The organism is Fluviirhizobium alvei (genome assembly GCF_030551875.1).
In the GTDB taxonomy this organism is placed as follows: Bacteria; Pseudomonadota; Alphaproteobacteria; order Rhizobiales; family Rhizobiaceae; genus Rhizobium_E; species Rhizobium_E alvei.
This window is the reverse complement of record NZ_JAUOZU010000010.1, coordinates 84,419-98,232: the sequence shown is the minus strand read 5'-3', so window position 1 is coordinate 98,232 and position 13,814 is coordinate 84,419. Positions and strand designations below refer to the sequence as shown.

10 protein-coding genes are annotated in these 13,814 nt (G+C 61.9%); 3 read left to right on the top strand and 7 right to left on the bottom strand.

Annotation, left to right across the window (positions count from 1 at the left end; all coding sequences use genetic code 11):
- Positions 1-54 precede the first annotated feature (54 nt).
- Positions 55-1,674 carry a 5-guanidino-2-oxopentanoate decarboxylase gene (locus Q4481_RS15325; RefSeq protein WP_304377263.1) on the top strand — a complete coding sequence of 540 codons (1,620 nt, stop codon included), beginning with the start codon at positions 55-57 and terminating at the stop codon, positions 1,672-1,674.
- Here the strand turns inward: Q4481_RS15325 and Q4481_RS15320 are convergent, their stop codons facing one another.
- The 6 genes from Q4481_RS15320 to Q4481_RS15295 are packed head-to-tail and all read right to left on the bottom strand — an operon-like array spanning position 1,675 to position 10,756.
- Positions 1,675-2,148 carry a MaoC family dehydratase gene (locus Q4481_RS15320; RefSeq protein WP_304377262.1) on the bottom strand — a complete coding sequence of 158 codons (474 nt, stop codon included), beginning with the start codon at positions 2,146-2,148 and terminating at the stop codon, positions 1,675-1,677.
- A gap of 7 nt (positions 2,149-2,155) precedes the next feature.
- Positions 2,156-3,802, bottom strand: coding sequence for a 3-(methylthio)propionyl-CoA ligase (locus tag Q4481_RS15315; RefSeq protein ID WP_304377261.1), 1,647 nt, complete (start codon positions 3,800-3,802; stop codon positions 2,156-2,158).
- A gap of 23 nt (positions 3,803-3,825) precedes the next feature.
- Positions 3,826-5,580 (bottom strand): acyl-CoA dehydrogenase C-terminal domain-containing protein, encoded by a 1,755-nt coding sequence (locus tag Q4481_RS15310; RefSeq protein ID WP_304377260.1) that lies wholly within the window; start codon positions 5,578-5,580, stop codon positions 3,826-3,828.
- A gap of 59 nt (positions 5,581-5,639) precedes the next feature.
- Complete coding sequence (locus tag Q4481_RS15305; protein ID WP_304377369.1) at positions 5,640-7,940, bottom strand: 3-hydroxyacyl-CoA dehydrogenase/enoyl-CoA hydratase family protein; 2,301 nt, start codon at positions 7,938-7,940, stop codon at positions 5,640-5,642.
- Complete coding sequence (locus tag Q4481_RS15300; RefSeq protein WP_304377259.1) at positions 7,940-9,061, bottom strand: thiolase family protein; 1,122 nt, start codon at positions 9,059-9,061, stop codon at positions 7,940-7,942. Before Q4481_RS15300 ends, Q4481_RS15305 begins: the two co-directional genes overlap by 1 nt.
- A 24-nt stretch (positions 9,062-9,085) precedes the next feature.
- Entirely contained in the window at positions 9,086-10,756 is a 1,671-nt protein-coding gene (locus Q4481_RS15295) for an electron transfer flavoprotein-ubiquinone oxidoreductase (protein ID WP_304377258.1), read from the bottom strand.
- A gap of 151 nt (positions 10,757-10,907) precedes the next feature.
- On the opposite strand from Q4481_RS15295, the gene Q4481_RS15290 reads away from it, so the two are divergent.
- The gene (locus Q4481_RS15290) at positions 10,908-11,531 is read left to right on the top strand and encodes a TetR/AcrR family transcriptional regulator (protein WP_304377257.1); all 624 of its coding nucleotides are present in this window, start codon (positions 10,908-10,910) and stop codon (positions 11,529-11,531) included.
- Between the two features lie 15 nt (positions 11,532-11,546).
- On the opposite strand, the gene Q4481_RS15285 is transcribed toward Q4481_RS15290, so the two are convergent.
- A complete protein-coding gene (locus Q4481_RS15285) occupies positions 11,547-12,497 on the bottom strand; it encodes a LysR family transcriptional regulator (protein WP_304377256.1) in 951 nt (316 codons plus the stop codon).
- 133 nt (positions 12,498-12,630) lie between these two features.
- Here Q4481_RS15285 and Q4481_RS15280 point away from each other — a divergent pair, with 133 nt between their 5' ends.
- Positions 12,631-13,809: an MFS transporter gene (locus tag Q4481_RS15280; protein ID WP_304377255.1), complete on the top strand. Its 1,179-nt coding sequence runs from the start codon at positions 12,631-12,633 to the stop codon at positions 13,807-13,809.
- The last annotated feature ends 5 nt before the right edge of the window (positions 13,810-13,814 follow it).

Sequence of the window (13,814 nt, the reverse complement as noted above, 5' to 3'; positions counted from 1 at the left end):
AAATTAAATTATACATCTGTAGAATAAGGTGACAAGCCGACCAAGGGGACATTAATGATCAGCACCGGCATGTATCTCACAAAGCTTCTGGAAGCCTACGGCGTCGACACGGTTTTCGGCATTCCCGGTGTCCATACGGTCGAGCTTTATCGGGGACTTGCCGGAAGCGGCGTGCGTCATGTGACGCCGCGGCACGAGCAGGGCGCCGGGTTCATGGCGGATGGCTATGCGCGGGCCACGGGCAAGCCAGGCGTCTGTTTCATCATCACGGGTCCCGGCATGACCAACATCCTGACAGCCATGGCGCAAGCCTATGGCGATTCGGTGCCGATGCTGGTGATTTCGACCGTCAACAGCCATGGCCGCATGGGGTCCGGCGAGGGCTGGCTGCATGAGTTGCCCGATCAGCAGGCGCTGGTCAGCCAGGTATCGGCCTTCTCGCATACGGTCAACCGGCCGGAAGAACTGGCGGCGGTTGTCGCGCGGGCCTTTGCCATCTTCGAAGGCAGCAGGCCGCGTCCGGTCCATATCGAACTGCCGATCAATGTCATGCTCGCGGCGGCCGATCACCTGCCGGAGCCGGTGCGGGCGCCCAGACTTGCGCGGCCCGCCATCGCCGCCAGCGAAATCGCATCGGCAGCCAACCTCATCGAAACAGCGCGCCGTCCCGTCATTCTTTGTGGCGGTGGCGCCCGACAGGCCAGCATTGCGATCCGTACTCTAGCCGAACGGATCGACAGCCCTGTCGTCATGACCACCAATGCACGCGGCCTGCTGCCGCCGGATCATCCGCTTTCCGTGTCGATTTCGGCCAGCATGCCGGCGACGCGGACTCTGATTGCCGAGGCAGATGTGGTTCTGGCGCTCGGCACGGAACTCGGCCCGACCGACTACGACATGTATGAAGACGGTTTCTTTGGCATTCCCGGCAAGTTCATCCGGGTCGATATCGATCCGGGACAGATCATGCGCGGGGTTCTGCCGACGCTTGGAATAGTCGGCGATGCCGAGACGGCAGCCGTGATGCTGGCTGAGCGCCTGTCAGTGAAAGAGGCCGATGGAGCCGCGCGCGCGCGCGCCGCAAACGAAGCCGGGCTGCGCGAACTTTCAGGCGCCATGCAGGGCGATATCGAAATCCTAAACCGTTTGCGGCAGGCCCTGTCGGATACCGTTTTCGTGGGCGATTCCACCCAGCTCGTCTATGCCGGCAATCTCGGATTTGCTGCGGCTGGCCCCGGCAGCTGGTTCAATGCGGCAACCGGTTACGGAACTCTCGGCTATGGTTTGCCGGCAGCGATCGGCGCCAAGCTGGGTTGTCCGCAACGTCCGGTCATCGCGCTGGTCGGGGATGGCGGTCTGCAGTTTACGATCGCGGAACTCGGCTCGGCCATGGAAGCCCGGACGCCTCTCATCCTGCTGGTGTTCGACAACAAGGGCTACGGTGAGATCAAGTCCTACATGGTGTCGCAGAACATTCCACCGCTCGGCGTCGATCTCTACACGCCGGATCTGGCCTCTGTCGGCCGCGCTTTCGGCTGGAATGTCGAGAGCGTCAATACGCTCGATGGCTTGATCGGCGCGGCGCAGGCGTCGTCGACTGCTGTGCTTCCGACCATGATCGTTTTCGGTCAGGCGGTGCGGGATGAGGCGACCGTGGTCGCCTCGACCGCATGATCATTCTGTTGCCGGCCGGCGCCAGACGACGATGCGCGGGTTGAAGACCTGCACAATCTCGCCATGCTGGTTCAATGTCTGGCATTTGAGCGTCACCATGCCGCGGTCGGGTCTCGATCGCGAAGGCGCAATCTCCACCACCTCGCTCAAGACACGTAAGGTGTCCCCGGGGAAGGTGGCTTTGGGCCAGGAGATTTCGCCGCCGGCGCCGATGAGGCCTCGCGCGAACGGAACGCTTTCCACCATCAGGCGCATGCTGTTGGCCGCCGTGTGCCAGCCGCTGGCCGCCAGCCGGCCGAACAGGCTACCGGCAGCCTCCTCTTCATCCAGATGGAAGAACTGCGGGTCATAACGACCCGCAAATTCCTTGACCTCATCGAGTTCCATCCGCTGTTCGCGACTTTCGAAGCGCTGACCGATGGAAAGGTCCTCTAGATGAAGATGGCCTTTCGGCCAGGGTCTCTCGAACGTCATCGCCCGATCAGCCCGCCATGTCGTCGGGCGAAGTGCGGGCATATTCGTCCAGAACGATCTGTCGGATTGCCGTCTTGAGAAGCTTGCCGGTGGCAGTATGCGGCAGTTCGTCCACGACGATCACGTCATCCGGAATGCTCCACTTGGCAATCTTGCCCGTATAGAGATCGACCATGTCGTGGCGGGTGAAGCTGTGGCCCGGCTTCAGGACGACCACCAGCACCGGACGCTCGCTCCAGCGCGGGTCGGGCTTTGCCACAACGGCCGCTTCCTTGATGGCCGGATGTGCCTGGGCGATGTTTTCGAGTTCGATCGAGGAGATCCACTCGCCACCCGACTTTACGACATCCTTGGTGCGGTCGACGATCTGCACGAAGCCGTCGGTATCCATGGTCACGACGTCGCCGGTGTTGAACCAGCCCGGCTTCTCATGGGCGCTGCTTTCATCCATGTTGTAATAGCCTGCGGCGACCCAGGGGCCGCGCACCATCATGGCGCCGAAGGCCTTGCCATCACGCGGTATGGGATTGCCGTCCGCACCTTCGATGCGGAACTCCATGCCATAGACCGGACGGCCCTGCTTGGCTTCCAGCATCAGCTTTTCTTCCGTCGAAAGCGCCTCATGCTTGGGCAACAGCGTAGCTGCGAGGCCGACCGGGCTCGTTTCGGTCATGCCCCAGGCATGACGAACCTTGACGCCGAGGCGGTTGAAGCGGCTGATCATGATGGGCGGCGAAGCCGAACCGCCGATGGCGACGCGGTTGAGTGTCGTAAACGTCTTGCCATGGGCATCCATCCAGTCCAGCAGGCCGAGCCAGACGGTCGGAACACCGGCGGTAAAGGTCACGCCTTCGGCTTCGAACAGGGCATGCAGACTGGCACCATCGAGGTTGGGGCCGGGCATGACCAGCTTGGCGCCGGTCATCGGCGCGGCGAAGGGAATGCCCCAGGCATTGACGTGGAACATCGGCACGACCGGCACCACAGCATCCGATGCCGAAACGCAGAGGACGTCCGGCATCGCAATCGCCATGCCATGCAGCACGCTCGAACGGTGCGAATAGAGAACACCCTTGGGGTCGCCCGTGGTGCCCGATGTGTAGCACAGGCCGGACGCGGTATTCTCGTCGAATTCCGGCCAGTCGAATACGTCCGATTCACCGTCGATCAGGGTTTCGTAGCAGACGAGGTTGGGCAGGATTTCCGACTTCGGCATGTGGGCTGCGTCGGTCATGACGACGACGGCCTTCATGCCCTTGAGGTGATCGGCGAGCGCTTCCAGGATCGGCACGAAGCTCAGATCGGCGAAGATCGCCTTGTCGGCCGCATGTTCGATGATGAAGGCGATCTGCTCGCGGAAAAGGCGCGGATTGATCGTGTGGCACACGAAGCCCGAACCCGAGACGCCGTAATAGAGCTCCATATGACGATAGCCGTTCCAGGCCAGCGTACCGACGCGATCGCCGAATTCGAGGCCAAGACGGGAAAGCGCGTTGGCGAGCTTGCGGCTGCGGCGCGCCATATCCGCATAGGTGTAGCGGTGGATCGGCCCTTCGACCGTCTTCGACACGACTTCCGTCGTGCCGTGATAGGTTTCGGCATGCCGCAGGATCGAAGAGATCAGAAGCGGCGTATTCATCATCATACCAAGCATGTCATACCTCCCGGGAGACGTTTTCAGAAAAGATCGGCGTCGAGCGCCATGATCGAGCGGCTGCCGTTGGCGATCGAGGCCGCAAGGCCAATCGTCTGCGGCAACATCTTGTCGGCGAAGAATTGCGCGACCGCCTGCTTGCGGCGGGCAAGGGCATTGTCCTTGTCCTGCGTTGCCGCTGCCATGCGCGTCCACATCCAACCGAAGCTGACGAGCGCGAACAGGCGCAGGTAATCGGTCGCTGCCGAACCGGCGGCGGCAAGATCGGCGCGGGAAGCGAGGAGCGCCTTTGATGCGGTTTCGAGGCGCTCAAGCGCTTCGCCGGTCGCATTCGCAATCGTGGGAACTGTCGCCTTCGCCTGGTTGAGATCGGCGCGGACCATCGCGAAGAACCGTTCGGCAAGAGCGCCATCCTCCATCGTCAGCTTGCGACCGACGAGATCCATCGCCTGAACACCGTTGGTGCCTTCGTAGATCTGGGTGATGCGCGCATCGCGGACGAACTGTTCCATGCCCCATTCGCGGATGAAGCCATGACCACCGAACACCTGCTGGGAAATGACCGCAGTCTCGAAACCGAAATCGGTGAAGGCAGCCTTGACGACCGGGGTCATGAGCGCGACCATTCCGTCGGCCTTGCGGCGTTCCTCGGCATCGGGATGCCGGCTCGCCAGATCCATCTGCATGGCCGTCCAGATGGCGAGGGCGCGGGCGCCATCGATGAAGGAACGACCGGTCAGCAGCATCTTGCGCACATCGGGATGTTCGATGATCGGAACCGGACCTCGGCTGCCATCGGCCGAACGACCCTGCAGGCGCTCGCGGGCATAGTGGGCGGCTTTCTGGTTGGCGGCTTCGGCGATGCCAAGGCCCTGGATGCCGACAAAAAGGCGTTCGGCATTCATCATCGTGAACATGGCATTGAGGCCACGGCCGGGTTCGCCGACAATCCAGCCGACGGCGCCGTCATAGTTCATCACACAGGTCGGCTGCGCATGAATGCCCATCTTGTGTTCCAGCGAGCCGACCGACATGCCGTTGCGGGCACCGAGGCTGCCATCCTCGTTGACGAGGAATTTCGGCACCAGGAACAGGCTGATGCCCTTCACGCCCTTCGGGGCATCCGGCAGGCGTGCCAGCACGAGATGGATGATGTTGCCGCCGAAATCCTGATCACCGGAGGAGATGAAGATCTTGTTGCCCTTGATCTTGAAGCTGCCGTCGCCGACCGGTTCGGCGCGGGTGGTCAGAAGACCGAGATCGGTCCCGGCTGACGATTCGGTCAGGGCCATGGCACCGGTCCATTCGCCTGAAATCATCTTGGGCAGATAGGTTGCCTTGAGTTCCTCGCTGGCGTGATGCTCGATCGCCTCGACGGCGCCGCGCGTGAGGCCGGGAAAGAGACCGAAGGACAGGTTTGCCGAGGAGAGCATCTCGTCGAGCAGGATCTGCATGACGCGCGGCAGGCCCTGGCCGCCGAATTCGACATTTCCGGACAGGCCACCCCAACCGGCCTCGACGAAGGCCTTGTAGGCCTCGGCAAAACCCTTGGGCGTCGAGACCACGCCATTTTCGAGCCTCGATCCTTCTTCATCACCGGACCGGTTGATCGGCTCCAGAATACCGGCGCAGAACTTTCCGCCTTCTTCCAGCACGGAAATGGCGAGCTCGGCATTCACCTCTTCGTGGCCGGGCAGCGCCTGCATGAGATCATCGAATCCGAGCACATCGTTGAGCAGAAAGGCGATGTCGTCGATCGGGGGCGTATAGGTTGCCATCTTGTCTTTCCTCGGTTGCGAGCGTCGTCCGGTCCGTAGGAGCGGACCGGCCTGCGATATCAGTTGCGAAGCGGCTTGCCGGTCGCCAGCATGTGCTGCACGCGGGCGATGGTGGCGGGTTCCGCAAAGAGTGAAATGAAGGCCTGCCTTTCGAGCGCGAGAAGATCGTCCTCGGTCAGTGGGCGCAGCGGATCGGCCGATGGCCCACCTGTCAGAAGGGTGGCGAGAACTTTGCCGACCACGAGGTCATGGACCGTTGCACGTCCGGCAAGCGCTTCACTTTCGATAATGTTGATGATTGCAGCGGCGCCAGAGGGACCCGGCAGGGCAACGACCGGTGGCTCCTGCGGAACGTAGCCTTCGACCAGCGACAGTGCCCTGGCCTTCGCATCGGCCAGCAAACGGTCGCGGTTCATGGTGATCCCGTCGGTCGGGCGGAGGAAGCCGAGCTTGCGCGCCTCGAAGGCGCTGCCCGAGACCTTTGCCGGAGCGATGAGGTTGAACGCTGCCATCGCAGGGGCGACCGGTCCACGAACCGGACCTTTGGCGGCGTAGGACCGGACCAGCATCTCCTTACAGCCACCCCAGCCGGGAACGACGCCGATGCGGGTTTCCACAAGGCCGGTCGTCAGTTCGGCATGAGCCTGGATCGCATCGCAATGGAGCAGAATTTCGCACCCGCCGCCGAAAGCAAGGCCGGAAGGTGCGCCCACCACCGGGAAAGGAGCATATTTCAGCGCCTTGAACGTGTTGTGTCCGAGGTCGATGAAGGATCCGAGCGCTTCTGCGCCGCCTTGCTCGACGGTTTCAAGGAAAACGCGCAGATCGGCGCCCGCACTATAGACCGGCGAGTCCGAGCCGATCACCAGAGCCTTGAAGCCGGTTTTGACATCCTCGATCGCCTTGCCGATAGCCTCGAGCAGTTCCTTCGAGAAGGTGTTCATCTTGGTGCGGAACTCGAGGCAGGCAACGCCGTCGCCCAAATCCCAGAGCGCTGCCGGACCGTAATCGGCAACCGGTTGGGTCGCAAGCTTCAGGTCGGCAATGGTGATAACACCTTCGCCGCGGGCAACCGGCCGGAAGCTGCCATCGGGCAGCAGGCAATTCAGGCGACCATCGATCGTCGCATAGAAGCCGCCTTTTTCGGTCGCCAGCGTCAGATAGGCGGGAACAGCCTTACCCTTAGCTGCGAGCCGTTCGGCAAGCCAGGCGGCGCCGAGCCGATCGACCAGTTCGAACGGACCCTGCTTCCAGCCATATCCGGTGCGCATGGCATCATCGATGGCGTCGGGACCATCGGCGATTTCCGGTACCAGCGAGGCTGCGTAGGCAAGCGTGATTTCCATCACGGCGGCTGCGTATTGGCCGCCGCGTCCCGCATGTTCCATCAGCGCCCTGGCATCGCCGCGGCTTTCTATGAGGCTTTCGGACTGGACGGCCTTCATGGGGCGGTAGTCACCAGTCACCAGATCGGTAATCTCGCGGCTCTTGCGGTCCGCCGACAGTTTGACGAAGCCCGCGCCGCTTTTACGGCCGATCCGGTTTTCGGCGATCATGCGGCTGATCAGCGACGGCTCGGCTTCAAAGGCATGGACGGCGTCCGTTTTGGGCAGAGCGTTCTGCAGGCTGCGGATGATGGTCGGCATCAGATCGATGCCGACAAGATCGAGCAGGCCGAAAATGCCGGTCGAAGGAATGCCGAACGGCTTGCCGATCACGGCATCGGCTTCCTCGACGTCGAGACCGAGGCGGATTGCCTCGTTCTGGGCGACAACCATCCAGAAACTGCCGATGCGGTTGGCGATAAAGCCGGGCGTATCCTTGCAGGCGACGACGCATTTGCCGAGCGTACGATCCCCGAAATCGGAGATCGCGGCGGTGATGCCCGGGCGCGTCTTCGGCCCCGAAACGACTTCGAGAAGGCGCATGATGCGGGGCGGGTTGAAGAAATGGGTGATCAGGAAATCAGCCGCAAAGGCATCCGGCAACCCGCCGACGAGGGCAGATAGCGGAATGGTCGAGGTGTTCGACGAGACGACCGAGCCCTCTTTTCGCACGCCATCGATGGCGCGATAGAGCGATTGTTTGATCTCGAGCTTTTCGGCCACCGCCTCGATGATCCAGTCGGCATCGGCGAGAAGGGCAAGATCATCGGCGGTCGAGCCGGTGCGGATGCGCTTGGCGAAACCCGCGTCCATGAAGCCATTGGCCTTGAGCTGGCGCTCGACGCCGGCATCGGCGAATTTTTTCTCCATGTCGAGCAGCACGACGTCAAGTCCGGCATTGGCGAGATGGGCAGCGATGCCCGAGCCCATGACGCCGGCGCCGATGACGCCGGCTTTTCTGATCGCAATCGACATCATGCGGCCTCCACGACCATGGCGATGCCCTGACCGCCGCCAATGCACTGGGTGGCAAGGCCGTAGCGGCCGCCGTCCCGCTTGAGCAGGCTCGACGCCTTGCCGACGAGGCGGGCACCGGTGGCGCCGAGCGGATGGCCGAGCGCAATCGCACCGCCATCGCGGTTGAGGCTTGCCGGATCGATTTCGAGGTCGCGGCAGCAGGCGAGAACCTGGGCGGCGAACGCTTCGTTCATCTCGATGACGTCAAGATCGGCAGCGGAGATCCCGGCACGCTTGAGCGCCTTGCGGGTGGCTTCGACCGGGCCGATGCCCATGATTTCCGGTGCGCAGCCGGCAATGGCATAGCCGGCGATGCGGGCGAGGGGCTTCAGGTCATGCCGCTTCACGAAGGCTTCCGAGCAGACGAGCGTCATCGAGGCGCCGTCGGTCAGCGGTGAGGAATTGCCGGCCGTGACGCTGCCGTCGGCCTTGAAGGCTGTCTTGAGGCCGGCGAGCTTGGCCGGATCGGTTTCGCGCGGGCAGCCATCGGTCGTGACATCGCCGATCGGCGCGATTTCCTGCGCCAGGCGGCCATCGGCTCTGGCGGCAAGGGCTTTTTCCTGGCTCGCCAGCGAAAAGGCGTCCTGTTCCTCGCGGCTCAGCGAATAGCGATCGGCGAGATTTTCCGCCGTCAGGCCCATATTGAGGAAGGCGATGCGCTGGGCGTCGCTCCAGGCCGGATTGGGCATCGGGTTGAAGCCCATCATCGGCACCCGGCTCATGTTTTCAACGCCGCCGGCGATGAAGGCATCACCGGCGCCCATGGCAATTGCGCCTGCGGCCATCTGGATCGCCTGCATCGAGGAGCCGCACCAGCGATTGACGGTAGAGCCGCCGACCGATTGCGGCAGGCCGGCATTGAGACCGACGCAGCGGGCGATATTGAGCCCCTGTTCACCTTCCGGGAAAGCGCAGCCGAGGTTGATATCCTCGATTTCGGATGCATCGAAGCCAGCGCGGGCCATCAGCGCCTTGAGCACGCCGGTGGCAAGATCATCCGGACGGACGCCGGCCAGGGCGCCGCGATAGGCCGGAGCAAAGGGGCTGCGCAGGTAATCGACGATGTAAGCAGCAGACATGGGGCTCTCCTGGTTCGAATTCGGTTACATGTTGGGGTAATTGGGTCCGCCGCCGCCTTCGGGTGGCACCCAGGTTATGTTCTGGGCCGGATCCTTGATGTCACAGGTCTTGCAGTGAACGCAGTTCTGCGCGTTGATCACGAAGCGGGGATTGTTTCCATCCTCGTCGCGGACCACTTCGTAGACGCCGGCCGGACAGAAGAGCCGCGCCGGTTCGCCATAGAGCGGCAGGTTTTTCGCGATCGGAATGCTGGGATCGGCAAGACGAAGGTGAACCGGCTGGTCTTCCTCATGATAGGTGTTCGACAAGAACACCGAGGACAGCCGGTCGAAAGTCAGGATCCCGTCTGGCTTGGGATATCGGATCGGGGTGACTTCCGAAATGGGTTTGAGGCTCTGATAGTCGGGCTTCTTGTGCTTCAGCGTACCGAAGGGCGACAGGCCCGTCAGGGTCTGCAGCCACATGTCGATGCCGCCCAGACCGACGCCGACCATGGTTCCGAACCGCGACCACAGCGGCTTGACGTTGCGCACCGGCTTGAGGTCGCGCCCGATGGGCGAATTCTTCCAACCATCATCGTAGCCTGCAACCGTATCGTTGGCTCGACCATCAATCAGGGCGGCATGAATGGCGTCCGCAGCCTGGATGCCGGAATGAATGGCGTTATGACTGCCCTTGATGCGCGGCACATTCATGAAACCTGCAGCGCAACCGGTTAGAACGCCACCGGGGAAGGCGAGTTTCGGCACCGACTGCCAGCCGCCTTCGGTAAGCGCCCGGGCGCCATAAGCAAGCCGCTTGCCACCTTCGAACGTGTCGCGGATGGCCGGATGGGTCTTAAAGCGCTGGAATTCATCGAAGGGCGACAGTGTCGGATTACGATAATCAAGATGCAGGACGAAGCCGACCGTCACCAGATGATCGTCGAAATGGTAAAGGAACGAGCCGCCGCCCGTCTTGATATCCAGCGGCCAGCCGAACGAATGCTGCACCAGCCCCTTGCGGAACCTGTCGGGCTTGACCTGCCAGAGCTCTTTGATGCCGATGCCGAACTTTTGCGGCGAGCGGCCTTCCGTCAGGTCGAAACGGGCGAGCAGTTGCTTGGTGAGGCTGCCGCGGGCGCCCTCGGAAAAGATCGTGTATTTGGCGCGCAGTTCCATACCCGGGGTGAAATCTGCCTTGGGCTCGCCATCGCGGCCGATACCCATGTCGCCGGTGGCAATGCCGGCGACGGCGCCTGTTTCGTCATAGAGGATCTCGGTAGCAGAAAAGCCGGGATAGATCTCGACGCCGAGCGCTTCGGCGCGGGCGGCCAGATAGCGGACGACGGTGCCAAGCGAGCCGATGAAATTGCCGTGATTGTTCATCAGCGGCGGCATCAGCATGTTCGGCAGGCGGATCGAACCTGCCGGGCCCAGGAAATAGAAACGATCGTCGGAAACTTCCGTCGTCAGAGGGCGATCGGCATCCTCGCGCCAGTCCGGCAACAGGCGGTCGAGGCCAGAAGGATCGATGACGGCGCCAGAGAGAATATGCGCGCCGGCTTCCGAGCCCTTTTCGACGACGACAACAGAAATGTCGGATCCGGCTTCGAGCGCGCATTGCTTGAGGCGGATGGCGCTTGCAAGCCCCGCTGGCCCCGCGCCGACAATAACCACATCGAATTCCATCGATTCACGGTTTTGCTCGCTCATCCTGTCCTCCTCTGACGGACGGGTATGTACCAAACGATTGTTACAATTTGCAAGCCCAATCTTTACCGGTACCGCCAAGCCGGTGTAAGGCATTGGTCGTATGTGGCAGGGCCGAGCGCCCGAACCGACATGCGGGATGACCGGGGGGACCATGACGGACAATCATGACAAGGAAATGGGGCAGTCGCCGAACGGACGTTTCGGGATCGCCCTCGCCGCGAGCGATCTCAGCGAGCGCCATCGCGATATCCTTGAAGCAGCGGCGGCGCTGTTTGCCGAACGTGGCTATGCCGCGACCTCAGTGAGGGATATCGGCGAGAAGGTTGGTCTTCTTGGGGGCTCTCTCTATCACTACATCAAATCCAAGGAAGCTCTGTTCGTTCGCATTCACGATGTTGCGCTGCAGGTGGCGGGCGACAGGATCCAGACAGCGATTTCGGGCCTGACCGATCCTTGGGAACGGCTGGAGGCAGCCTGCGGGACCATGCTGGAAATCCAGCTCGATCCGAACTCGCTGACCATGCCGCTGATGAATGATTTTGCCTCAACACCGGCCGAAATCCGGGATCGGCTGGTTGCCAAGCGCGATACGTTCGAACTGATCTTTCGCGATCTGATCGATGATCTGCCGCTGCCGGCATCGTTTGATCGTGGCGTCTATCGTCTGCTTTTGCTGACGCTGCTCAACAATGTCAGCAGCTGGTACAAGGAAGGGCGCATGGGGCCGCGCGACATTGCCCGGCAGATCGTCGGGATCTTCCGCCACGGGGGCTGAAACGCCGATCCGTTTTCAGGGCGCCGGGAATGGTTCCGCCAGTCGCGTATCATGGCCGTGATCGGCCTGATCGTGGTGGGCGACAAGCATCTCGACAACCCACATCATCGCGTCATCGCCGGAATTGATGGCATTCCACTGGATCACCTCGCGGATTGGCGGGATCTCGGTCGGCACTTCAACCAGCCGCAGGGGAAGATTCTGCGCCGCCAATTGACCATGGCGCGCGTGCAGGGTCGCGATACGACGGGTTCCTGCCACGAAATAGGGCAGCGTCGCATGGTTTGAGGTGGTGATGTCGATGGTCCGGCTCTGGCCGAACCGTCCGACAAACCAGTCTTCGAAGGCCGGTTGGCGGCCATTGGAGAAGCGCACCGTCACATGCGGGAAGCCCAGATACTGATCGAACGTCAGCCGGTCGCCGATCTCCCGGTTTTCCGCCGCTGCGATACAGACATAACTGTCCTCGAACAGTAGTCGGGTCGGATGTTCGGGTGACAGGTAGAAATCCGGCATGATCAGGAGATCGGCCTCGCCGCGGTCCATCGCCTCGAGCGGGGACAGGCTCACCGGCAGGATCTCGAAGCGCATGGAAGGTGCGATCTTGCCGATCGCCCGCAGACCATGGCGCAGTGAGACCATCGAAACATAATCCGATGCCATGATGCGAAATCGTCGTGTCGATGTTTCCGGATCGAAATCCGCATCGCTCAGCACCTTGCCTTCGATCTGCAGCAGGATGGAGCGGATCACGGGAGCAAGTTCGAGCGCGCGCGGCGTAGGAACGAGGTTTCGTCCGACCTGGACGAGAAGATCGTCGCGAAAATGCTCCCTCAGACGAACGAGCGCGCTTGAGGCAGCCGACTGGCTGAGATTGAGGCGCTCCCCGGCTCTGATCGTATTTCTCTCCGCCAAAAGCGCGTCGAGTGCCACCAAAAGGTTCAGGTCCAGTCCGTGAAAGCGCATGCGATCCTCCAATGGAGATAATCTACCCGAAATGCAAATAGGTGCAACCTGAACAATTCGTTTTTCGGGATGGCGGCTCAAGGCTAAACAAAAGTCAATTGTGCAGGAGGGTGCACAAGCCAGGAGGACCATCATGACCATGACCAATACGGCCGGCGCGCCAGCGGTGCGCGCGGGCAATTTCCAGGGAACCTTGCTCGCCCTGCTTTCGCTCGTTTCTGTGGCTGCCGCTCTTTTGCTGGCGCCGGTGCTGCCCTCGATGGTGGCGCATTTCTCCGCCGATCCGGCAGCCGAACAAAAGGGCCTGATGGCGCTCGCCATCCCCGCACTCGCCGTTGCCATTTCGGCTCCTCTCTGGGGTCGCATCGTCGATGCGATCGGCCGCAAGCGCCTGTTGGTCCTTTCGCTCGCCTGTTACGGGTTGATCGGCGTGGCGCCGGCATTTCTCGAAGACCTTGGCATCATCATCGGTTTCCGGATTGCCCTGGGCATCGCCGAAGCCGCCGTCATGACTGCGAGCACCACGCTCATCGGTGATTATTTCCGTGGCGCCGAACGGGAGAAATGGCTGGTCTTCCAGACTGCGGCAGCCTCTGTTGCCGGTATCTTCTTCCTCGCGCTCGGCGGCATTATCGGTGATGGTGACTGGCGCCATGCGTTTTACGTCTATCTTCTGGCGCTTGTGGCCGTGCCGCTCTGCATCATCTTCCTCGATGAGCCTTCCGTTCATGCCCAGGATGAAGAGCCGAGCCGTGGCTTCCCGTGGCGCCGGGTCAGCGGGCTCTATATCGCTGCGCTGATGGCAAGCATCATGTTCTTTCTGTTGCCGATCCAGGTTCCGTTCCTGCTGACTGCGATCGGCTACAGCGCGCCGATGATCATCGGCCTGACCAATGCCGCCGGTGCAATCGCTGTTCCACTTGGCGCCGGATTGTTTCGCATGCGTTCGTCCAAGCCATTCTGGCAGAACATGTTCCTCGCCTTCCTGTTGATGGCGATCGGCTTTGGCATCGTATCGCAGACGACCAATTACGCGCTCCTGCTCGCCGGTATCGTCGTCGGAAGCCTCGGTGCGGGTGTTGCGCTGCCGCTGATGCTGACGGCCATCATGGAACGCCTGCCATTCGACCAGCGCGGTCGCGGCACCGGGGGCTTCCAGACCGCCTTCTTCCTCGGCAATTTCGTGAGCCCGATCATCGTCATCGCTCTGACGGCGGCCGGCGCCGGCCTGTCGGGAAGTATCGGAATCATAGGCATCGTGGCTCTTATTCTGGCTCTTGCAGCCATCGGACTGCGGTTCCAGTCACGCTGAGGAAA